Annotated in this window: 21 protein-coding genes and 1 tRNA gene; 17 read left to right on the top strand and 5 right to left on the bottom strand. The window is 48.2% G+C overall.

Features of this window, described 5'->3' with window-relative positions:
- The first annotated feature begins 2 nt into the window (after positions 1–2).
- From pheT to NKE59_RS05440, 7 genes are all read left to right on the top strand, one after another.
- Entirely contained in the window at positions 3–2,456 is a 2,454-nt protein-coding gene (gene pheT / locus NKE59_RS05470; RefSeq protein ID WP_353437953.1) for a phenylalanine--tRNA ligase subunit beta, read from the top strand.
- A 63-nt stretch (positions 2,457–2,519) separates the two neighbouring features.
- On the top strand, positions 2,520–2,840 hold the full coding sequence (locus NKE59_RS05465) for an integration host factor subunit alpha (protein ID WP_353437952.1): 321 nt from the start codon (positions 2,520–2,522) through the stop codon (positions 2,838–2,840).
- Positions 2,815–3,165, top strand: coding sequence for a MerR family transcriptional regulator (locus NKE59_RS05460; protein WP_353437951.1), 351 nt, complete (start codon positions 2,815–2,817; stop codon positions 3,163–3,165). The genes NKE59_RS05465 and NKE59_RS05460 overlap by 26 nt, the downstream gene beginning before the upstream one ends.
- A 20-nt stretch (positions 3,166–3,185) precedes the next feature.
- A tRNA-Pro gene (locus tag NKE59_RS05455) sits at positions 3,186–3,262 on the top strand.
- 19 nt (positions 3,263–3,281) lie between these two features.
- On the top strand, positions 3,282–3,695 hold the full coding sequence (locus NKE59_RS05450; protein WP_353437950.1) for a VOC family protein: 414 nt from the start codon (positions 3,282–3,284) through the stop codon (positions 3,693–3,695).
- Positions 3,695–4,093, top strand: a complete 399-nt coding sequence (locus NKE59_RS05445) for a PaaI family thioesterase (RefSeq protein WP_353437949.1) — start codon at positions 3,695–3,697, stop codon at positions 4,091–4,093. The genes NKE59_RS05450 and NKE59_RS05445 overlap by 1 nt, the downstream gene beginning before the upstream one ends.
- Positions 4,094–4,395: 302 nt before the next feature.
- A complete protein-coding gene (locus NKE59_RS05440; RefSeq protein ID WP_353437948.1) occupies positions 4,396–4,737 on the top strand; it encodes an H-NS histone family protein in 342 nt (113 codons plus the stop codon).
- A 94-nt stretch (positions 4,738–4,831) separates the two neighbouring features.
- Here NKE59_RS05440 and NKE59_RS05435 read toward each other — a convergent pair whose 3' ends face one another.
- Positions 4,832–5,518 (bottom strand): helix-turn-helix domain-containing protein, encoded by a 687-nt coding sequence (locus NKE59_RS05435; RefSeq protein ID WP_353437947.1) that lies wholly within the window; start codon positions 5,516–5,518, stop codon positions 4,832–4,834.
- A gap of 328 nt (positions 5,519–5,846) precedes the next feature.
- On the opposite strand from NKE59_RS05435, the gene NKE59_RS05430 reads away from it, so the two are divergent.
- The 9 genes from NKE59_RS05430 (at position 5,847) to bamC (ending at position 17,272) form a co-directional block, all read left to right on the top strand.
- Entirely contained in the window at positions 5,847–8,702 is a 2,856-nt protein-coding gene (locus tag NKE59_RS05430) for a 2-oxoglutarate dehydrogenase E1 component (RefSeq protein ID WP_353437946.1), read from the top strand.
- A 70-nt stretch (positions 8,703–8,772) separates the two neighbouring features.
- Positions 8,773–9,969 (top strand): 2-oxoglutarate dehydrogenase complex dihydrolipoyllysine-residue succinyltransferase, encoded by a 1,197-nt coding sequence (odhB, locus tag NKE59_RS05425; protein WP_353437945.1) that lies wholly within the window; start codon positions 8,773–8,775, stop codon positions 9,967–9,969.
- A gap of 10 nt (positions 9,970–9,979) precedes the next feature.
- A complete protein-coding gene (gene lpdA / locus NKE59_RS05420) occupies positions 9,980–11,416 on the top strand; it encodes a dihydrolipoyl dehydrogenase (protein ID WP_353437944.1) in 1,437 nt (478 codons plus the stop codon).
- Between the two features lies 1 nt (position 11,417).
- Positions 11,418–12,521: a cell division protein ZapE gene (gene zapE, locus NKE59_RS05415; protein ID WP_353437943.1), complete on the top strand. Its 1,104-nt coding sequence runs from the start codon at positions 11,418–11,420 to the stop codon at positions 12,519–12,521.
- Between the two features lie 9 nt (positions 12,522–12,530).
- Positions 12,531–13,379, top strand: a complete 849-nt coding sequence (locus tag NKE59_RS05410; protein ID WP_353437942.1) for a 3',5'-nucleoside bisphosphate phosphatase — start codon at positions 12,531–12,533, stop codon at positions 13,377–13,379.
- 19 nt (positions 13,380–13,398) lie between these two features.
- The gene (locus tag NKE59_RS05405) at positions 13,399–14,601 is read left to right on the top strand and encodes a tryptophan--tRNA ligase (RefSeq protein WP_353437941.1); all 1,203 of its coding nucleotides are present in this window, start codon (positions 13,399–13,401) and stop codon (positions 14,599–14,601) included.
- Positions 14,594–15,178: a methyltransferase domain-containing protein gene (locus tag NKE59_RS05400; protein WP_353437940.1), complete on the top strand. Its 585-nt coding sequence runs from the start codon at positions 14,594–14,596 to the stop codon at positions 15,176–15,178. Before NKE59_RS05405 ends, NKE59_RS05400 begins: the two co-directional genes overlap by 8 nt.
- Positions 15,179–15,209: 31 nt before the next feature.
- Positions 15,210–16,106, top strand: coding sequence for a 4-hydroxy-tetrahydrodipicolinate synthase (gene dapA, locus NKE59_RS05395; RefSeq protein ID WP_353437939.1), 897 nt, complete (start codon positions 15,210–15,212; stop codon positions 16,104–16,106).
- Between the two features lie 35 nt (positions 16,107–16,141).
- Entirely contained in the window at positions 16,142–17,272 is a 1,131-nt protein-coding gene (bamC, locus tag NKE59_RS05390; protein ID WP_353437938.1) for an outer membrane protein assembly factor BamC, read from the top strand.
- 82 nt (positions 17,273–17,354) lie between these two features.
- Here the strand turns inward: bamC and NKE59_RS05385 are convergent, their stop codons facing one another.
- Complete coding sequence (locus tag NKE59_RS05385; protein ID WP_353437937.1) at positions 17,355–17,567, bottom strand: hypothetical protein; 213 nt, start codon at positions 17,565–17,567, stop codon at positions 17,355–17,357.
- Positions 17,568–17,746: 179 nt separating this feature from the next.
- Positions 17,747–19,021 (bottom strand): cupin domain-containing protein, encoded by a 1,275-nt coding sequence (locus NKE59_RS05380; RefSeq protein ID WP_353437936.1) that lies wholly within the window; start codon positions 19,019–19,021, stop codon positions 17,747–17,749.
- 32 nt (positions 19,022–19,053) lie between these two features.
- Between NKE59_RS05380 and NKE59_RS05375 the strand changes: the two genes are divergently transcribed.
- Positions 19,054–19,674 carry a peptidylprolyl isomerase gene (locus NKE59_RS05375; RefSeq protein WP_353437935.1) on the top strand — a complete coding sequence of 207 codons (621 nt, stop codon included), beginning with the start codon at positions 19,054–19,056 and terminating at the stop codon, positions 19,672–19,674.
- A gap of 6 nt (positions 19,675–19,680) precedes the next feature.
- Here the strand turns inward: NKE59_RS05375 and cysE are convergent, their stop codons facing one another.
- Positions 19,681–20,439, bottom strand: a complete 759-nt coding sequence (cysE, locus tag NKE59_RS05370) for a serine O-acetyltransferase (RefSeq protein ID WP_353437934.1) — start codon at positions 20,437–20,439, stop codon at positions 19,681–19,683.
- Positions 20,440–20,462: 23 nt separating this feature from the next.
- The gene (locus NKE59_RS05365; protein WP_353437933.1) at positions 20,463–21,215 is read right to left on the bottom strand and encodes an RNA methyltransferase; all 753 of its coding nucleotides are present in this window, start codon (positions 21,213–21,215) and stop codon (positions 20,463–20,465) included.
- Positions 21,216–21,248 lie beyond the last annotated feature (33 nt).

The raw sequence follows: 21,248 nt of genomic DNA, 5'->3' as shown, positions 1-21,248 counted from the left end.
ATATGCAATTTTCTGAGTCCTGGTTACGTCAATTTGTAAATCCTGCGATCGATAGCAAGGCTTTAAGCCATGCAATGACCATGGCTGGTTTAGAGGTGGAAGAGCAACGCTCGGTAGCGCCCCCATTTAGCAAAGTAGTTGTTGCAGAAATTATTTCTGCCGAGCAACATCCCGATGCAGATCGCTTGCGGGTGTGTCGAGTGAACGCAGGACCTGGTTTTGAGAACCTGCAAATTGTGTGTGGCGCACCGAATGCACGTGCTGGAATCAAGATCCCATGTGCACTCGTTGGTGCTGAGTTATCGCCCGCAGAAGAGGGTGGTAAGCCATTTCAGATTAAGGTTGGTAAATTACGTGGCGTGGAAAGTAATGGCATGTTGTGCTCGGGCCGTGAGCTTGGTTTAGGAGAGGATCATGCTGGCATTCTGGAGTTGCCCGTCGATGCACCCTTGGGTCAAAACATTCGTGAGTATTTAAAGCTTGATGACCAGATTTTTACGATTAAGCTAACCCCTAATAAAACTGATTGCTTATCCGTTATTGGCTTAGCCCGCGAGGTCGCTGCAATTACTGGGGCTGCCCTGTGTATTCCGAAGAGTAAGACCTTAATAACTAGCATTGCGGATCGCTTGGCGGTCACGATTGAAGATGCCGATCTATGTGGGCGTTTTGCTGGTCGTGTTATCAAGGGTGTAAATGTCAAAGTTAAGACTCCAGAGTGGATCGTGCAACGTTTAGCACATGCGGGGCAACGGAGTATCTCGCCTCTGGTTGATTTGTCGAACTATGTCATGCTAGAGACAGGTCAACCGAATCATGTATTTGATCTTGATCGTATTCAAGGTGGACTAGTGGTTCGTTGGGGTAAAGCAGGTGAGAGTCTGAAGTTGTTAAACGAGCAAACCGTTGAACCTGCGCCCGATTCTTCTGCATCCGCATTGAAAGTTGGCGTAGTTGCCGATCAGTCTGGCCCTATTAGCTTGGCTGGCATTATGGGTGGAGACAGCACAGCAGTTGGTGATGCTACTCAAAATATTTATGTAGAGGCTGCGTTCTGGTGGCCAGCCGCGATTGCTGGACGAACGCGCCGCTTTAACTTTACAACCGACGCAGGACATCGCTTTGAACGAGGCGTTGACCCGCAGGGAACGATTTCTGCCTTAGAGTATTTAAGTGACCTGATTGTGCAAGTTTGTGGTGGACAGCTTGGTCCGATCGACGATCAGATTAACGCTTTGCCAGAGCGTAAACCGGTCACTATGCGTTTAACTCGCGCCGAGAAAGTAATCGGAATACCGCTAACCATGGCGATCGTTAGCGATCTCTTTAAACGTTTAGGTCTAGAGTTCACGGTGACGGGACAGGACTCCAAAACGGTCTTCACAGTACAGCCCCCTAGCTATCGCTTTGATCTTGAGATCGAAGAGGACTTGATTGAGGAGGTAGCCCGCCTATACGGCTTTGAGAATATCCCCGATGTGCCACCCAGTGCAGAGCTTAAAATGAGTGCGCCCCTCGAGTCTAAGCGCATTGTCCATGCTGTCCGCCATCGTTTGGCGGGAGAGGGATATCAAGAGGTAGTCAACTTTGGTTTCATTGATCGTCAAACCGAGGCCCAAATGGGTCAACCCAATCCGATTGAAGTTCTAAATCCCATCGCCAGCCATTATGGGGTGATGCGTAGTAATTTATGGGGTGGCTTACTCCACAACTTACGCAGCAATCTCAACCGAGGTGCTAGCCGCGCTCGTTTGTTTGAGATCGGTAGAGTATTTAAACGTGATCCTAAGCAAACTGATCAGCCCGGAGCACTTGCTGGTTTTATTCAGAATAAACAATTAGGTGGCCTCGCCTATGGGTTTGCAAACCCTGAGCAATGGGCCAGCACTAATCAGCTAGTGGATTTCTTTGATGTGAAGGGTGATCTACAGCGTGCCTTAAACCCTCTGCAGATACAGACCAAGGCATCCGCTACACCTCACCCTGCATTGCATCCTGGTCGCTCCGCCGAGATTTATCTTGCGAATGCAGCAATTGGTTGGATAGGGGAGTTGCATCCTGCTTTGCAACAGACCTATGAGCTAGCATCTGCTCCGGTCTTGTTTGAGATCCATTGGGATGCGGTGACAGAGATCGGCTTACCAAGGCCTCATGAGATTAGTAAGTTTCCCGTGGTGCATCGCGATATTGCAGTGGTCGTCAAGCAGTCTGTTCCAGCACAAAGCCTGATTGATGCCATGCTGACCAAGAAACAACCTTATTTACAGAAGATTGAGTTATTTGATGAGTTTCGTCCTCAAAAGGAGAGCGCTTCCATGGCTGCCGACGAGAAAAGCCTTGCATTTAGACTCACCCTGGTCAATGATCAAGAGACTTTGCAAGATACTCAGGTGGAAGCGGTTGTAAGTGCCTTGTTAGGCGCTTTACAAAAAGACTGTGCAGCCCGTTTACGCTAGTAAGCCAGTAATTTGTTATATTTATCATTCATCTAAGACAACAAGTACGAAAAGAGTATCGATATGACTGCGAACAATCAAACGGTTACGAAGAACGAACTCTCTGAAGCTTTATTTGATCAGGTGGGCCTCAATAAACGCGAAGCAAAAGATATGATCGATGCGTTATTTGATCGTATTGGTCAGACTCTAGAGGCGGGCGCAGAAGTAAAGATCTCTGGCTTTGGTAATTTCCAGTTGCGCAATAAAACAGCGCGGCCTGGACGCAATCCAAAAACTGGAGAGATGATCCCAATTGCAGCCCGTCGCGTCGTTACTTTTCACGCTAGTCAGAAGCTGAAGGACGCAGTCGAGTCCCATGCTGAGAATCAAAACAGAGCTTGATTCAAAGGCGGACAGTCTCCCGCTTTTGCCCCCCATCCCCAATAAGCGATATTTTACGATTGGCGAGGTCGGAGAGTTGTGTGGTGTAAAACCGCACGTACTGCGCTATTGGGAACAAGAGTTTGATCAGTTGCGCCCTCAAAAAAGACGGGGTAATCGTCGATATTATCAACACCACGAGGTTGTTTTAATCCGACAAATAAGAACCTTATTGTACGAAGAGGGGTTTACGATCAGCGGTGCAAAAAATCGGCTTGATGAGAGTAAATCGTCATTACGTTTGCGCGAAGAGTTGCTCGAGGTGCTTCAAGTCCTTAGCCGCTGAGCTACAATTTATCTTTTCGTCGGGGCGTAGCGCAGCCTGGTAGCGTACTTGCATGGGGTGCAAGTGGTCGGAGGTTCAAATCCTCTCGCCCCGACCATCAATATCAAGGAGTCATCATGCACCCATTTCATTTGGCATTCCCAGTCGATAACTTAAAAGATGCAAGAGCCTTTTATGGAGACCTACTTGGATGTCCGGAGGGACGAAGCTCCGATGAGTGGATTGACTTCAATTTGTTTGGACATCAAATCGTAGCGCATTTGGCCCATGGGGAAGCACAAAACGACGTTCATTCTGACGTGGACGGCAAAAAAGTACCTGTCCGACATTTTGGGATCGTATTGTCGATGCCTGAGTGGGAGGCGATGGCCGATAAATTAAAGAAAGCAGGCACCCAGTTTGTGATCGAGCCTTATATTCGTTTTAAGGGTGAGGTCGGTGAGCAGGCCACGATGTTTTTCTTAGACCCCTCGGGTAATGCAATTGAGTTCAAGGCCATGGCTCATCCTGATCGATTATTTGCCAAATAATGAGTAAAACGTATTTTGGTTTAGAGATTCCCTTCCTTGATGTTCTGGGGGTCGAACCCGAGTTTGCCGAAAACGGCCATTCTCGTATTCGTCTTCATCTTCGGCCTGAGTTGCTGAATAGTTTTCATGTAGCCCACGGCGGGGTCGTGATGTCGATCTTGGATTTTGCGATGGCAGCGGCGGCTCGTAGCTCCCACGAACATATCTTAGGCGTGATTACCATTGATATGACTACTAGCTTTCTTCGCCCCTCTAAAGGGATATTAATTGCCGAAGGTAAGGTATTAAAGGCTGGTAGTACCGTTAATTATTGTGAGGGCAGTATTTTCAATGAAGCAGGGCAATTAACCGCCAAATCCACGGGTAGCTTTATGCTACGGCGCGCTAAGCCACAGTAAGAAAATAAAATAATTAATATTAAATAATATAATTATCAGTTATTGATTAGCATTATTATATTAGTAATAAATTATTTAACTAATTGATTTAAATGATAAAAATTACCAATTTACAATATTAGTTGTCATATATAAACAATATTAGTTGTAATATATAGCCTTAGGGTTAATAATCTTTCTTCTAAAAACCTTTATTAATCTATAATCTGGTCTAGTAATATTTTATTTAAAAGAATAATCAATATACCTTCTATATTAATCATTACTATTTACTCATTAGTTTTCAAAGGAATTTATAAATAATGTCATCGTTTAAAGATTTAGTAGCACAGCGGGAAAAATTAGACAGCCAAATTAATGCCATGATGCAGCGAGAAAAGGCTGAAGGAATTGCTAAAGCCAAAGAAATCATTGAGCAATTTGGTCTAGAAGTGGGTGATCTATTTGGTCGCAAAGGTGTAGCAAAAGGTAAGCGCGGTCGCCCAGCAAAGAAAGGGCCCGCTAGCAAGAAACGCGTTGGCAAGAAGCGGGGTAAGGTAGCTGCAAAGTATAAAAACCCATCGACCGGCGAGACCTGGACTGGTCGTGGTAAGGCGCCTAAATGGATCGCAGATAAAGATCGCACTAAGTTTGTGATTAAGTAATTCGCATTACGTTGATAGAAAAGCCAGTTCATCGAACTGGCTTTTTCTTTTGCAGTATAAGCATGCCCTAAGCGTGCTTCCTTGGATATAAACCTTAGAGGGCATTATTGAGGGCTTCTACAAACAGAGCCTCTAATCTTGGATTGTGCTTATCGTTGCCTTGCTCGCTATCGGCGGAGTATGCAAATACAGTAGATTTCTCTGGAAGTTGATTTAGTGCTTCGTTGATGATTGGCTCCTCGAACTCCGGAGGCCTTAGTTGTTGAATATTTTCTTGGGCCATATCGAGCACGCCAGGGTGGAGCTGCACAAATGCTTCGTCTACTAGCATGGGAATTCTTCTGGTTTGGATGTTCTTGCTGAGGTAATGAATTAGATGTAACTGCTCAACCGGCGGTATTAAGGAATCTAAGTAAATTACGTCGGGATAGAGCGAGACCGCTTGCATCAGCCCTTCTAGGCTGTCTATGGAGCCAACTAAATCTAGCCTTAGGGACCAGCTCTCAATTGCGGAGCGCATCTGCACTAAGTTCTCGGGACGCCTAAAGATACCGAGCGCTAGATATTGTTGCTTGCTGGCGCTTTCTTGTAAGCCCAGCTTGCGACGTCTTAGCTGCTGATTCAGCGATGTTGCTAGGATCCGTCGGTGCCCACCGCGGGTTTTCCAGGCGACCAAATCTCCTTCTTCCACCATTTTTTGCACTGTTCCCAGAGATACCTGTAGGATCTTGGCGCTCTGTCGGGTACTAAGGTACTGCTGGTCTGGATTGATGGCTTTCATCGATTTTCTCCTTCTATTAATTGGGATAGAAAGAGCATAAAAAGCAATTGAAGAAAATTCTGTCGGCAAAGGATTAATTGCAAGTAGGAAATTTCTTATATGTATGTAGGCAATGGGGAAGTTGGCTGTAATCCTCGCCGTGGTTTTATTGTGTCACCCACCCTAGGTTTTGTACTAATCCCTTGATATTGAGATGTTTTCTTCTAAATGTCATGTTATCCTTACATTACATAAGGCATTTGCTTTGCGTTCTGCTAATCGGTTAAGCCGTGTCGCAGATGGTTGAAACCACAGTTTTTTTCGGGTTACCCGATGAAAGGTGAGCATCATGATGCAGTCCTATAGAGGGTCTTCGTACCTCTTTGGGGGTAATGCCCCCTACGTAGAAGAACTCTACGAATCGTATTTATTAGATCCCACATCCGTTGCACAGCACTGGCGCGACTATTTTGATAACGTTGTTCAAGTCCCAGCTGTCGATGGTTCAAACGGTAGAGATATTGCCCATGCCCCAATCGTTGCATCCTTTGCTGAGCGGGCTAAGCAAGGACCCATTAAAACGATCCAGGATTCAGCGGACTCCGAGATGGGTCGCAAACGCGTTGCGGTTCAGCAATTAATTGCTGCTTATCGGAACGTTGGTAATCGCTGGGCTAATTTAGACCCCCTCAAGCGCACAGAGCGCCCTGATATTCCGGAGCTTAATCCGTCGTTTTACGGATTTAGTGACGGCGATATGGATATCGTCTTTAACACCAGCAATACCTTCTTTGGTAAGAACAACATGACCCTGCGGGATCTGTTGCAGGCATTGCGCGAGACCTATTGTGGCACCTTGACTGCCGAGTTTATGTACATTGCTGATCAGAAGATCAAAAAATGGTGGCAAGAGAAATTAGAGTCGATTCGGTCTACGCCTAAGTTTACAAATGAGCAACGTCGTCAGATCCTAGACCGCGTAACCGCAGCAGAGGGCCTTGAGCGTTATCTGCAAGCAAAGTATGTAGGGCAAAAACGATTCTCGCTCGAAGGGGGCGATAGTTTTATTCCCTGCATGGATGAGTTAATTCAGGGGGCTGGCAAGAAAGGCGTCCAAGAGATTGTGATTGGCATGGCGCACCGTGGACGCTTAAATGTCTTAGTCAATGTATTGGGTAAATCACCCAAAGACCTCTTTGCTGAGTTTGATCACACCGCGCAAGAAGATCTGCCCGCTGGTGATGTGAAGTATCACCAAGGATTCTCGAGCGACATCTCGACCCCAGGTGGTCCAGTGCACTTATCCCTGTCCTTTAATCCATCGCACCTAGAGATTGTGAACCCAGTAGTGGAGGGTTCGGCACGCGCAAGGATGGAGCGTCGCAATGATGCGAAGGGCGATCAAGTTCTACCGGTACTCGTGCATGGTGATGCTGCGATTGCAGGTCAAGGCGTGATGCAAGAGACCTTGGCTTTATCCGAAGTACGTGGATATTCCACTGGTGGCACGGTCCATATTGTGATCAATAACCAAATTGGTTTTACCACCTCAGATCCCCGCGATTTGCGTTCTAGTCTTTATTGCACCGACATCATGAAAACCATCGACTCACCGGTTTTGCATGTGAACGGGGATGATCCAGAAGCGGTGGTGTTAGCGACTCAGCTGGCCTTGGAGTACCGCACCCAATTTAAGAAAGATGTTGCGGTTGATATTATTTGTTTCAGAAAGCTAGGCCATAACGAGCAAGATACGCCGGCAATGACCCAGCCCTTGATGTACAGCATTATTGCTACTCATCCTGGTACCCGCAAACTATATGCTGACCGACTTGAGGCGCAAGGTGTTATTGCAGCAGGCGCAGGCGACGAGATGGTGAAAGCCTATCGTGCCGCGATGGATGCGGGCAAGCAAACCCTCGATCCGGTATTGAGTAATTTCAAAGGCAAGTTTGCAGTGGATTGGTCACCGTTCCTCAACAAGAAATGGACCGATCATGCTGACACGGCCATTCCTCTATCCGAATGGAAGAGGCTTGCAGATAAGTTATCGACTCTGCCGGATGATTTCAAAGCGCATCCATTGGTACAAAAGGTATATACCGATCGTGCGGCAATGGGTCGTGGCGAGATCAATGTGGATTGGGGCATGGGAGAGGCAATGGCTTTCGCCTCCTTGCTTGCTAGCGGTTACCCAATTCGTTTATCCGGTGAAGATAGTGGTCGCGGCACATTTAGTCATCGTCACTCTGTACTCCATGCGCAAAATCGAGAAAATTGGGACACTGGTACCCACATCCCATTACAGCATGTGAGTAAAGATCAAGCCCCATTTACTGTCATCGACTCGATTCTGTCGGAAGAGGCTGTGCTGGGATTTGAGTATGGCTATGCCGCTGCCGAACCGAATACCTTAACGATTTGGGAAGCTCAGTTTGGCGACTTTGCAAACGGTGCGCAGGTGGTGATCGATCAATTTATTGCCTCTGGTGAAGTGAAGTGGGGCCGTGTGAACGGTTTGGTGATGATGTTGCCTCATGGTTATGAAGGTCAAGGCCCCGAGCATTCCTCAGCCCGTTTAGAGCGCTTCATGCAACTGTGTGCGGATACCAATATGCAGGTGGTACAACCTACTACCGCATCACAAATATTCCATCTCTTGCGCCGCCAGATGATTAGGCAATTTAGAAAGCCGCTCATCATCATGACTCCTAAATCGCTGTTGCGTCATAAAGATGCCGCATCGCCACTCATCGAGTTCACGAAGGGTGAGTTCCAAACTGTGATTCCGGAGAGTGATGCATCGATTGATCCTCAGTCGATTGAGCGTGTGATCATATGCTCTGGCAAGGTTTACTACGATCTTGTAAAGCAACGCACTGATAAGAAATTAGAGAATGCGGCGATTGTGCGGATTGAGCAGTTATATCCATTCCCGCATAAAGCAGTTGCAAACGTTATTAAAACGTATCCCAATGTAACGGAACTGGTTTGGTGTCAGGATGAACCGCAAAACCAGGGTGCATGGTTCTTTGTGCAACATAACTTGCTTGAGAACATGAGCGAAGGAATGCATTTGGGATATGCGGGCCGACCAGCATCTGCATCACCAGCAGTCGGCTATGCCCATTTGCACCAGACTCAGCAAAAGGCCTTGCTCACCGCAGCGTTTGGGAAATTAAAAGGATTTGTGATCACTAAGTAAACCATGCGTTTGCAAATGGATCACTTATTCAATTTACCACTCATTATTTAACCTATTCATAGGACACATCATGGCCTTATTTGAAGTCAAAGTTCCCCAACTATCAGAGTCTGTTGCTGAAGCAACCCTATTGCAATGGAAAAAGAAACCCGGTGAAGCTGTTGCTCAAGACGAGATCTTGATTGAGATCGAAACCGACAAAGTAGTGCTAGAGGTACCAGCGCCATCTGCCGGCGTGCTATCGGAGATTATCGTTGCTGACGGCGGCACCGTAGTAGCCGAGCAAGTGATCGCAAAAATTGATAGTGAAGGTAAAGCTACTGTCGCTGCAGCTCCTAAAGCAGCAGCACCAGCCTCAGCCCCAGCCCCTGCGGCAGTAAAAGGCACAATTGCCGCACCTTCAGCAGCCAAGTTAATGGCCGAGAATAATCTCAATGCTGCGCAAGTTTCGGGAACGGGTCGAGATGGACGTGTTACCAAAGGCGACGTTCTAAATGCTGTTTCTGGTGGAGCGAAGACAGTGTCGTCAGCCACACCATTGCCCATCTCTAATTTATCTCTAGGTGAGCGTACTGAAGAGCGCGTTCCAATGACACGTCTGCGGGCTCGTATTGCTGAACGCTTATTAGAGTCACAGGCCAATAACGCTATCTTGACAACCTTCAATGAGGTCAATATGGCGCCGGTGATTGCTATGCGCACTCGTTATAAAGATACCTTCGAGAAAACCCACGGCGTTAAATTAGGCTTTATGTCCTTCTTTGTGAAGGCGGCTACGTATGCTCTTAAAAAGTATCCCATCCTCAATGCATCGGTCGATGGTAATGACATCGTTTATCACGGTTACTTTGATATCGGTATTGCCGTAAGCTCGCCACGCGGTTTGGTGGTTCCCATCTTGCGTAATGTGGATCAACTAACTTTGGCCGAAATTGAAAAGCAAATTGCTGATTACGGGAATAAAGCCCGCGATGGCAAATTAAGCATTGAAGAGTTAACTGGCGGTACGTTCTCGATCTCTAATGGCGGCGTCTTTGGTTCGATGCTTTCAACTCCGATCATCAATCCACCACAATCCGCTATTTTGGGGATTCATGCGACCAAGGAGAGGGCGGTGGTTGAAGACGGACAGATCGTAATTCGGCCGATTAATTATTTGGCACTGTCCTACGATCATCGCATCATCGATGGTCGCGAAGCGGTGTTAGGTTTGGTGGCGATGAAGGAACTCTTAGAAGATCCAGCCCGTTTACTTCTTGACCTATAAGGAGTAGACCATGAGCCAAGTATTTGATGTGCTGGTCATTGGAGCTGGCCCCGGTGGTTACATCGCTGCAATCCGTGCTGCCCAACTGGGATTTAAAGTAGCCTGTGCAGAAGCGAACCCATATGCGGATCCCAAAGGGGAGCCTCGCTTGGGTGGAACTTGCCTAAACGTTGGTTGTATTCCCTCAAAAGCTTTATTAGCCTCGTCCGAAGAGTTTGAGAAGATCGGCCATCACGTTGCCAATCATGGCATCACGGTGGGTAAGGTCAGTATCGATATTGCAAAGATGCTTGCTCGTAAAGACGAGATCGTGACCAAGATGACCGGCGGGATTAATTTCTTATTTAAGAAAAACAAAGTGACCTCCCTTAAAGGCCATGCCTCATTCGAAGGTAAAGGCGCTGACGGCTATCAAATTAAGATTACTGGTAAAGATGCGGGTACGGTCATTGCCAAGAATGTCATCATTGCAACGGGCTCGAAGGCTCGTCATTTACCCGGTATCACAGTGGATAACGTTCTGATCTGCGATAACGAAGGTGCCCTCAATTTTGATTCTTTACCCAAGCGCTTGGGTGTGATTGGTGCCGGTGTAATCGGATTGGAGCTTGGCTCGGTATGGCGTCGTGTCGGTTCACAAGTTACTGTATTAGAGGCTTTGCCCACCTTCTTGGGTGCCTGCGATGAGGGCATTGCTAAAGAGGCTAAGAAGATCTTCACCAAACAAGGACTCGATATGCATATGGGTGTGAAGATTGATAAGGTTCAAGCCGATAAGAAGGGCGTTGTGGTTTCGTATCAGGATAGCGCTGGCAAACCCCAAAAATTGGAGTGTGATCGCTTAATCGTCTCAGTAGGTCGTGTTCCTAATACAGAAGGTCTCAATCTTCAGGCTGTGCAGTTAAAGACGGATGAGCGCGGCTTTATCCCCATCAATGACCATACCTGTGCCACCGCTGTCCCAGGTGTATATGCCATCGGTGATGTGGTGCGCGGACCAATGCTCGCGCACAAGGCCGAGGATGAGGGTGTATTGGTTGCAGAGTTACTGGCAGGACAAAAACCCCATATTGATTACAACTGCATTCCTTGGGTTATCTATACCGACCCAGAAATCGCTTGGGTTGGTAAGTCAGAGCAACAATTAAAAGCTGAGGGACGCGCTTATAAAGTTGGTCAATTTCCCTTCATGGCCAATGGCCGTGCGCTTGGCATGGACCGAGCTGAGGGCTTTGTGAAGATATTGGCCGATGCCAAAACGGATGAAGTTTTAGGAGTCCATATTATTGGCCCCAATGCATCGGATCTGATTGCCGAAGGAGCATTGGCGATGGAGTTCAAAGCAGCCGCTGAAGATATTGCTCGCGTTTGTCATCCCCACCCCAGCCTATCTGAGGTGATGCGTGAAGCTGCTTTAGCAACGGATCAACGCGCACTCAATATGTAACTTGAAAGTCGCTGACTTTTATCATCAAGAGTGCAAAGCGCGCGGCTATCAACCGGATCCTGCGCAAGAGCAGGCCATTGTGCGTTTACAGCAGTGCGAAGATCAGTGGGTGGCGTATAAAGAGATCCGCAGCAATGCGCTGACCAAAAAAATATTTCATCCAGAGCTCCCCCGAGGGGTTTATCTTTGGGGCGGCGTTGGCAGGGGTAAATCCTTCTTAATGGATTGCTTTTATGAGGCATCACCCGTTACGAAGAAGATCCGTATCCATTTTCATGAGTTCATGCGCGAGGTCCATCGCGAGTTACATGAACTCTCAGGCTTGGCAGACCCACTTGATGAGCTTGCCTTGCGAATTGCAGAGCGCTATCGCTTAATTTGCTTTGATGAGTTTCATATCAACGATATTGCCGATGCGATGATCATGTACCGCTTGCTCAAAGCATTGTTCCTTGATCGAGTGCAGTTCATCATGACCTCAAACTATCGTCCAGATCAACTCTATCCAAATGGTTTGCACCGTGACCGCTTATTGCCTGCCATTGAACTGCTTGAAGATAAGTTGGATGTATTGAATGTCGACGCTGGGAGTGATTATCGCCAACTGCAAATGTCGCGTATCCAAGCCTATCTGCATCCACTAACCGCTGAAAATGATAAAAAGTTAGACGACTACTTCCATAATCTGATTGGTAAGCAAATAGAGTCTTCGTATCCGGTACTAAAGATTGAGTCTAGAGAAATTCGGGCCTTGCATTTAGCAGAAGGGGTGGTGTGGTTTGACTTTCAGACCATCTGTTGTGGGCCTCGCTCTCAAAATGATTACCTAGAGATTGCAAATACCTTTCATACAGTAATCGTAGCGGGGGTACCCCATATGCCACCCCGACTAACCAACGAAGCAAGACGCTTTATTTGGCTCATTGATGTTTTATATGATCACCGGGTTAAATTAATTATGTCTGCGGAAGTGCCTCCAGACCAGCTTTATACCGAGGGCCAGGTGGTGGATGAATTTGCGCGAACGGTCTCACGCCTCATCGAGATGCAATCCCGAGACTATATTGAATCCCCCCGTCGGATCATTAATGCTCATCTGACCTAAAATAGAGGTATGAGCCAAACTGCGCCACTGAATGCCGATTTGCATTGCCACTCGATTATTTCGGATGGAACCTTAAGTCCTGAAGAGTTAGCCCTTCGTGCTCACCAAAATGGGGTTCAGGTTTGGTCACTGACCGATCATGATGTTTTGGGTGGGCAAGAGCGCGCGCGTCTTGCCGCTGAAAACCTTGGCATGACCTATCTCGCTGGGGTTGAGATCTCGATTAGTTGGATGAACCAAACGGTCCATATTGTGGGCCTTGGTCTTGATCAATCCAATGCTGTTCTGGAAGAGGGCTTGCGTGCGACTCGGGATGGTCGTGGTCTACGTGCACGTCAAATGGCTGCGCAACTCGAGCAAGCTGGCATCCAAAATAGTTACGAAGGCGCTCTGCATTTTGCTGGCAACCCGGAGTTGATTGCCCGTACGCACTTTGCCAGATTCTTGGTAGAACAAAAAATATGCAGCAATATGGATGAGGTGTTCCGTAAATACTTGATCGCTGGTAAGCCAGGTTATGTATCGCATCGCTGGGCTAGTCTCGATGAGGCAGTGAGCTGGATTCGGGGGGCGGGTGGCGAGGCAGTGATCGCGCATCCTGGGCGATACAAACTCAATACGATGCAGATGGATGAGCTTTATGCTCGCTTTAAAGACTTGGGTGGCAGTGGAATTGAAGTCGTTACCGGAAGTCATAGCCCAGATCAATACAAAACCTATGCCAAGATTGCCGAGCGTTACGGATTTATGGCCTCGCGCGGTTCAGATTTTCATGATCCGCACGAGAGTAATATCGATCTAGGCTTACTACCGCATCTACCAGAGCATCTAAAGCCGATCTGGTCGGTCTTTCATTAAATAAGCGACAATCCTCCCTATGTTTGCTGAACGCGTTCTTTCTGGTATGCGCCCAACGGGTGCCTTGCATCTGGGCCATTACCACGGGGTCTTAAAAAATTGGGTTCGTCTCCAAGCTGAGTACCCCTGTTTCTTCTTTGTGGCGGATTGGCATGCCTTAACTACTCACTATGAGACCCCTGAGGTTATTCAGGAGTCGGTTTGGGAGATGGTGATCGATTGGTTGGCAGCTGGAGTCGATCCTAATCAAGCCACTTTATTTATACAGAGTCGAGTGCCTGAGCATTCAGAACTGTTCTTGTTGTTAGCGATGGGTACCCCATTAGGATGGCTCGAGAGAGTGCCCACCTATAAAGACCAAATCGAGAAACTCAAAGAGAAAGATCTGCAAACCTACGGATTCTTAGGATACCCATTGCTGCAGGCAGCCGATATTTTGATCTATCGTGCTTTGCATGTCCCCGTGGGCGAGGATCAAGTACCCCATGTGGAGATGACCCGCGAAGTAGCCCGACGCTTTAATTATTTGTATGGTCGTGAACCCGGCTTTGAGGAGAAGGCCTTAGAGGCAGTTAAAAAATTAGGTAGCAAGCGCGCCAAACTTTATGCAGAACTACGCACCGCTTATCAAGAGCGTGGTGAGGATGAGGCTTTATTGCAAGCGCAAGCGATGTTGCAAGAGTCACAGAGTTTGTCGATGGGAGATCGGGAGCGCCTCTTTGGTTACTTAGAGGGCGCCCGCAAAATTATTTTGGTAGAGCCCCAAGCCTTGCTTACATCAGCATCGCGCATGCCCGGACTCGATGGCCAGAAGATGTCGAAGTCGTATGGCAACACTATCAGTATCCGCGAGGCGCCTGAGGAGGTTGTTCGTTTGGTGCGTACCATGCCTACCGATCCAGCCCGAGTGCGACGAACCGACCCAGGCAATCCCGCAAACTGTCCTTTATGGCAGTTCCATCAGGTGTACTCAGACCAAGCCACTAAAGATTGGGCAGAGAAGGGTTGTAAATCTGCAGGTATTGGCTGCTTAGATTGCAAGCAACCAGTGATTGATGCGATCTTACGTGAACAGCAACCCATGTTTGAGCGTGCTCAGCAATACTTAGATGATCCTAGCCTCTTACGTTCGATCATTGCCGATGGCTCTGATAAGGCTCGCAAAGTAGCGCAAGAGACCATGCGCGATGTGCGTGAGGCCATGGGCCTCGACTTTGATTAATACCGACCCCGCAGTGCACGCAGAGCTTGATGTAGTCTCTTCTTGGATTGCTCACTATGCTGGGCTATTAAAACCTGGTGCTAAGGTCTTAGATCTAGCATGTGGTGGCGGGCGTCATGCACGATACTTGGCTGATCAAGGCCATACAGTTCTTGCTGTTGATCGTGATCCAGACTCTTTAGCCAAGATCAAGTATCGCTTGGTTAAAACTCTACCACTTGACCTAGAGGGTGATCATTGGGTCCTCCCTGAAGCAGAGTTTGGGCGCTGGGACGCCATTATTGTCACGAACTACCTTTATCGCCCTTATTTGGATCTCTTGCCAACCCTTTTAGAAGAGGGCGGCATCTTGCTGTACGAGACCTTTGCCATTGGCAATGCAGAGTTCGGTAAACCTTCGAACCCAGCATTTTTACTGCGTCACGGTGAGTTATTGGAGTTAGCCCAAAAACATCAACTCCATGTGGTCGCCTATCGAGACGGTTTTGTAGAAAGACCCAAACCAGCCATGGTTCAAAGCCTTTGTGCGTGCCGTGGAGCCCCTAAAATACGCCATCCGTTACAATTTCAAGCTTAAGAACCCCAGTAGATTAATTCTCTAAAACCCCATGACCCAATTGATGACCGGTAGTATGGTTGCGATTGCAACCCCGATGCATGAAGACGGCAGCCTAGACTATCCTGCCTTGCGTTCGCTATTAGATTGGCATGTTGCAGAAGGTACTGATGCGATTGTGATTGTGGGTACTAGTGGCGAGTCACCCACGGTATCAGTTGAGGAGCATTGCGAGTTAATCCGCGTAGCCGTAGAGCAGATTAAAGGTCGTATATCAGTGATTGCCGGTACTGGTGGAAATTCCACACGCGAGGCCATTGAGTTAACCGAGTTTGCCAAAAAGGTGGGAGCAAACGCCAGTTTGCAAGTGGTACCGTATTACAACAAGCCAACACAAGATGGCATGTATGCGCACTTTAAGACTATCGCTGAGAAAGTAGATCTCCCAGTTATTTTGTACAACGTGCCAGGCCGTACGGTTGCCGATCTATCCAATGACACTACTATCCGCTTGGCACAAGTTCCTGGTGTTATCGGTATTAAGGATGCCACTGGTAATTTAGAGCGCGGCTCATTCTTGCTTGCGGAACTCAAGAGTAAAAAACTGGATCACTTTGCCGTGTACTCAGGAGATGATCTAACCGCCATCTTCCTCATGCTCATGGGCGGTCATGGCAATATCTCCGTAACCGCCAATGTGGCACCCCGTTTGATGAGTGCGCTCTGTAAAGCTGCCATTGCAGGGGATACTCAAAAGGCCCGCAGTATTCAATATCAATTATTAGCAGTGCATAAGATGATGTTCATCGAGGCCAACCCCATTCCTGTAAAGTGGGCATTGCATCAGATGGGCAAAATGGAGGCGGGGATTCGTTTACCATTAACCCCGCTTAGCCAAGACTTGCGAGAGCCCCTAAAGCAGGCTTTGCAAAATGCAGGTTTGGTATGAGCATTTCATCGTTACACGAAAGACATAAGAGACTAATGCGTTTTGCAATCCAATCCTCTTTCATAAGCCTACTAGCTCTCGGCTTAAGCGCCTGCAGTAGCTTTAGTAGCATGACCGCTAGCGATAAGGTGGACTATAAAAAGCAGGGCGAGCTTCGTGGGCCTAATTTAGCCCTACCACCAGACCTCATTACTGCTCAGGCCGATCGTCGCTATATCGTGCAAGATGGCACTGCCACGATGTCCGAGTACAGCCAAGCGGTTAAAAAATCATCGCAGATGCGCACAAACGTTTTGACCGGTATACCGGGGATGAAAATCGAGCGCGATGGCGACAAGCGTTGGTTGGTTGTAGATAAATCAGCGGCAACCCTCTATCCCCAAATAAAGGATTTTTGGCAAGAGAACGGATTTTTACTCCTAATTGACTCTCCATCCACCGGAATCATGGAAACCGATTGGGCGGAGAATCGTACCAAGATCCCCCAAGACATTATTCGGAGAACCTTGGGCAAGGTCCTTGACTCGTTGTATGACTCGGGCGAGCGTGATAAGTTTAGAACCCGCCTTGAGGTTCAAAAACCTGAGGTGACTGAGATTTATATTTCTCATAAGGGGGCAATTGAGGTTCCCTTAAAAGATACAGGCACAACGATTTCTACAAGCTGGACAATTCGTCCTTCTGACCCAGAGCTGGAGGCGATTTTCTTAACCCGCCTCATGGAGCGTTTGGGAATGACCCAAGAGCAAGCAAAGGCTCAGATTGCAGGGGCTACAGTTGTATCAAAGACCCCTCGGGCAAAATTAATTGTGGATGGTCCAGCCACCCGTATTGAGATGTCACAGAGTTTTGATCGTGCTTGGCGCGATGTAGGTTTGGCGCTCGATCGATCGAACTTTACGGTCGATGATCGCGATCGCTCTAAAGGAATTTACTTTGTCCGCTATGTTAATCCGAAGGAGTTAGGGGATAGCAGGGGTTGGTTTGGTCGCACCTTTGGAAAGAGCAACGATGCTGATAAAAAAGCCAAGGTCTACCGAGTAGTTGTTCAAGCACGAGGTGAGAACCAAATTGTGGTTTTGGTGCAGGATGCTGATGGCAAACCCGAGAATACGGCGACAGGCAATCAGCTCTTAACGACACTAGATCGACAGCTTATTAAGTAACGAGCTGATAAACAACCAATAACAATCATAAGAAATAAAAAAAGGCACTCAAACGAGTGCCTTTCTTACTACAGCCTCAGAATTACTTCTTTGCTGGAGCAGCAGGTGCAGCAGCAGGAGCTGGAGCAGCAGCAGGTGCAGCAGGAGCGGCGGCAGGAGCAGCGTCAGCTGGCTTAGCATCAGCAGCAGGAGCAGCAGGAGCGGCTGGAGCAGCAGCTGGCTTAGCTTCTTCTTTCTTACCGCAAGCAGACAAAGCAACGGCCAACATAGCGGCCAAGAGTAGTGACTTCTTCATTATTATTTCCTTTAAATTAAAGACGATATACATCCGATTTACAGCAATTACCGGTAATTGTTGTAGGACCTAATTGGAGACACTTTGGGTAATCCCAAATTAAATCCACTGTGGATTATAGCAACCGATTACTAATTATTTCATTGGGTCTCAGATAGGCAAAGATTGCTCTGATGGGCTTAGATCCAGATTAACCAGCCGGAGCAGTAGGCCTCATAAAGAGAGTTCTCCCCAGACATCCACTTTTCTGGATTTGTATCCATTAAGACCTTATTTTTGCTTGATTTTTTAGCCCTACGCCCTAGGGCTAGGGTATGTAATCTAGCAAGCTCTTTCCAAGCTTTTTGAACTGCTGGAGTTTGCCCACGGGATACCGCCTCGCCATTGCAAAAGACTTCATCCCCCCAAATTAGGAGGCGAGTCTGCGGATGGGGAACAAGGGTCTTGGAATAGAGTGTTTGCCAAAATGCCTTCGGCATCATTGCATCATGCGGACCCTCAAAAACGGCCTGAGGCTTAGGCTCGCTTAGATAGGCGCTGATTCCTCGAAGATACTCCTTACCTTCACCCAATGCCAGTTTACGAACGTGTTTGCTAATCTGCTCTTCTAGGAGTCTTGGTAAAACTGCCGGATCCTTGGTGGCGCCTTGTAGAGGATCTGCATAAATCGTGGCGAGTTCGGGGTCATCTTCAAGGGATTCTGCAAGACGCCATAAACCCTCTTGCAAAAGCTCGCGATAGCTTGGCGATCGAAAGCCCACTGACCAGGTCTGACAGCCCGCATCTAAGGCAATACCTTCATGCGCAATGTGAGGAGGAAGATATAGAAGATCTCCAGGCTCCAGAACCCAATCTTCTTTTGCCTCAAAGCGCGCCAAGATTTTGAGGGGTAGATCGTCCCGGAGTGATAAATCGGATTGTGCGGATATCTTCCAACGGCGCCGACCCTCCATCTGGATCAAAAAGACATCGTAGGAGTCGACATGGGGACCAACGCCACCACCAACACCAGCAATGCTAATCATCAGATCATCAAGACGAGCATCCGGAATAAACCTAAACCACGATAAGACATTAGCAGCCGCAGGGTGCCGTGCCTCGACCCCTTGGACCAATAAAGTCCAGTCATTGGACTTTAAGGATGGGATCTGCCCCTTACGAAAGGGCCCATGCTCTAGTTGCCAAGGCTTGGCCTTTACTAAGCGAGATTCATTGCCATCGTTACCGGCAAAGCCAAACAAGACATTCGCAGAAATGGAGCTTTGCAGAGCTTGTCCCTGAGCTTTTGCAAGTGCAAAACTGGGGATTGCATGGCGGACCAGCAAGGGGCGCTTATGCCAATAGTCCCGCATAAAGGCATTAGGGCTTCGCTGGCCCAAAAGCGCCCAGGGCTCATCGAGGGGAAGCTGGGCTGGGGCCCGAGGCACCTCATAGATTGAATCGGTCTTAGTCAAGTAAAATAGCCTTATTCAGGAACTACATCGCTATGAAGATTGAAAAAAATACCATCGTTTCTCTCCGTTACAAACTCAGCGATGCACAAAACAACATTATCGAAGAACCCGATACCGTCATGGTATACCTTCATGGCGGGTACTCGGGCACCTTCCCAAAGATCGAGAGCTTACTCGATGGGAAGGATGTTGGTTTCGAGACCACTGCGCAACTAGAGCCCCACGATGCGTTTGGGGAGTACGATCCCAATCTACTCAAAATAGAACCGCGCGAGCGCTTCCCCGAACCTCTCGAGATCGGGATGCAGTTTGAAGGAGTACCCGAAGAATTATCAGAGGATGAGATTCTAGAGGCCGATGAAGAAGAAGATGAGGACGATGAAGAGATTGATACCTTAATTTATACGGTGACCGAGCTCGCCGATAAACAAGTGGTCTTAGATGGTAATCATCCCTTGGCTGGAATGGCTCTGCGTTTTTGGTTACAGGTTGAAGATGTTCGCCAAGCAACCGATGACGAGATTGCTAATCAGCACCCACAGGATGAAGATGGCTTTGGTCTTGATCTCGCCGATGAAGACGATCTGGATGAGTTAGATCGGAATGGTGGCGAGGCCAAAGGATCTGGTACTAGCCCCCGCACCTTACATTAAAGCAAACTACTCTTTAAGAAGTTGCTTGATTGCGTCAAGCTCTCGCTTGGTCTCTTGATGGCCATGATCATCGCTGGCTTTCCCACCCAATTTAGCAATCGCTTCCTCAAGTGCCTTGATCTTGTTCTCTTGCTCGATCGTTGCATCGATCAAACTCTTAAGCGCCAGTGATACTGGATCATCAGCATTAGGCGTAATGCCATAGGCCGAGAAACTAGCCTTACTGGCATCGCTTGCATCTTTGGGAAGATCGGGATGCAAGATACGTGCTGGCACACCAACTGCTGTGGCTCCCGCTGGGATCTCTTTTAAAACCACCGCATTCGATCCAATCCGGGCGCCATCTCCCACCGTAAATCCTCCTAAGACCTTAGCCCCGGCGCTCACCACGACCCCTTTGCCCAAAGTAGGGTGACGCTTCACCCCTTTATAGAGCGAGGTGCCACCTAGAGTGACCCCTTGATAGATGGTGCTGTCATCCCCAATCTCGGCGGTCTCGCCAATGACGATGCCAAGACCATGGTCTAAGAACACCCGACGCCCAAGACGCGCTCCGGGGTGGATCTCAATATTGGTCAAAAAGCGAGCTATGGACGCCAAGAACCGAGCGGGCCATTTAAGCCCTAAGTTCCAGAGTGCGTGATTGAGGCGATGCAGCCAAATGGCATGAAGGCCTGGGTAGCAGGTGATGACCTCGAGACGATGCCGGGCGGCAGGATCCCGCGCAATAATGGCATCGACGTCTTCGAGTAATGAGCTCAGCATCCCATTAGTGTAATGGGAGAGTGCTATTTCCTCAGGATCATCTGTTTCGCAATCCCCCGCAGGAGATCAATCTCCTCTTTGCGTAAATGCGCTCTTGCAAATAAAGACTGCAGGCGCGGCATTAATTTCTTGGGATGATTAGGATCCAAATACCCGATGGCCTCAAGCCCTGCTTGCCAATGTTCTAGCATTGCTGCTACCGCAATCGGATCGGCAAGCTCGGCAGGATCGGTCTGGGGGATATGCTCATGCCCTTGCACAAGGGCTTGGCGTAAGCCAAAGGCACAGACCATTATAGCCTGCGCCAGATTGAGGGAGGGGTAGTCAGGGTTAGCAGGCAAATAAACCCTGTGTGTACAAAAAGCCAGATCTTCGTTCTCTAGACCAGTGCGCTCTGGACCAAAGACCATTGCAACCGATTGCTGGTTACTCACAGCATCGAGCAAAAGATCTAAACCACTATTCCAGTCTAAGGCGGGAGGACCAAACTCGCGGTCACGACTGCTTAAACCGAGAACAACACTGCAATTCTGGAGTGATAGAGAGAGGGATTGGGTAACAATAGTCTTAGCCAATACATCGCTAGCACCGCTGGCTAAGGCGATTGCTTCAGCATCCTCATGCATTCTGTCTTGCCGTGGACGAACTAGGTGTAAGTGCTCAAAGCCCATGGTTTTGAGGGCGCGGGCGGTCGAGCCCACATTGCCCGCATGACTAGTTTCGACTAAGACCCAACGGACCTGATCGCAATGCACAGAAAATGAGTTTTTGGTCATCGATCCCAATTCGATTAAAATAATGTCATTCCG

Source organism: Polynucleobacter sp. UK-FUSCHL-C3 (genome assembly GCF_040409815.1).
Lineage (GTDB): Bacteria > Pseudomonadota > Gammaproteobacteria > Burkholderiales > Burkholderiaceae > Polynucleobacter.
The sequence above is the reverse complement of the archived record's forward strand: the minus strand, read 5'-3'. Positions and strand labels throughout refer to the sequence as shown.

Coding starts and splice junctions, on each gene's coding strand:
- pheT (WP_353437953.1), top strand. CDS start 3: ATGCAATTTTCTGAGTCCTGGTTACGTCAATTTGTAAATCCTGCGATC.
- NKE59_RS05465 (WP_353437952.1), top strand. CDS start 2,520: ATGACTGCGAACAATCAAACGGTTACGAAGAACGAACTCTCTGAAGCT.
- NKE59_RS05460 (WP_353437951.1), top strand. CDS start 2,815: ATGCTGAGAATCAAAACAGAGCTTGATTCAAAGGCGGACAGTCTCCCG.
- NKE59_RS05450 (WP_353437950.1), top strand. CDS start 3,282: ATGCACCCATTTCATTTGGCATTCCCAGTCGATAACTTAAAAGATGCA.
- NKE59_RS05445 (WP_353437949.1), top strand. CDS start 3,695: ATGAGTAAAACGTATTTTGGTTTAGAGATTCCCTTCCTTGATGTTCTG.
- NKE59_RS05440 (WP_353437948.1), top strand. CDS start 4,396: ATGTCATCGTTTAAAGATTTAGTAGCACAGCGGGAAAAATTAGACAGC.
- NKE59_RS05435 (WP_353437947.1), bottom strand. CDS start 5,518: ATGAAAGCCATCAATCCAGACCAGCAGTACCTTAGTACCCGACAGAGC.
- NKE59_RS05430 (WP_353437946.1), top strand. CDS start 5,847: ATGATGCAGTCCTATAGAGGGTCTTCGTACCTCTTTGGGGGTAATGCC.
- odhB (WP_353437945.1), top strand. CDS start 8,773: ATGGCCTTATTTGAAGTCAAAGTTCCCCAACTATCAGAGTCTGTTGCT.
- lpdA (WP_353437944.1), top strand. CDS start 9,980: ATGAGCCAAGTATTTGATGTGCTGGTCATTGGAGCTGGCCCCGGTGGT.
- NKE59_RS05410 (WP_353437942.1), top strand. CDS start 12,531: ATGAGCCAAACTGCGCCACTGAATGCCGATTTGCATTGCCACTCGATT.
- NKE59_RS05405 (WP_353437941.1), top strand. CDS start 13,399: ATGTTTGCTGAACGCGTTCTTTCTGGTATGCGCCCAACGGGTGCCTTG.
- dapA (WP_353437939.1), top strand. CDS start 15,210: ATGACCCAATTGATGACCGGTAGTATGGTTGCGATTGCAACCCCGATG.
- bamC (WP_353437938.1), top strand. CDS start 16,142: ATGCGTTTTGCAATCCAATCCTCTTTCATAAGCCTACTAGCTCTCGGC.
- NKE59_RS05385 (WP_353437937.1), bottom strand. CDS start 17,567: ATGAAGAAGTCACTACTCTTGGCCGCTATGTTGGCCGTTGCTTTGTCT.
- NKE59_RS05375 (WP_353437935.1), top strand. CDS start 19,054: ATGAAGATTGAAAAAAATACCATCGTTTCTCTCCGTTACAAACTCAGC.
- cysE (WP_353437934.1), bottom strand. CDS start 20,439: ATGCTGAGCTCATTACTCGAAGACGTCGATGCCATTATTGCGCGGGAT.
- NKE59_RS05365 (WP_353437933.1), bottom strand. CDS start 21,215: ATGACCAAAAACTCATTTTCTGTGCATTGCGATCAGGTCCGTTGGGTC.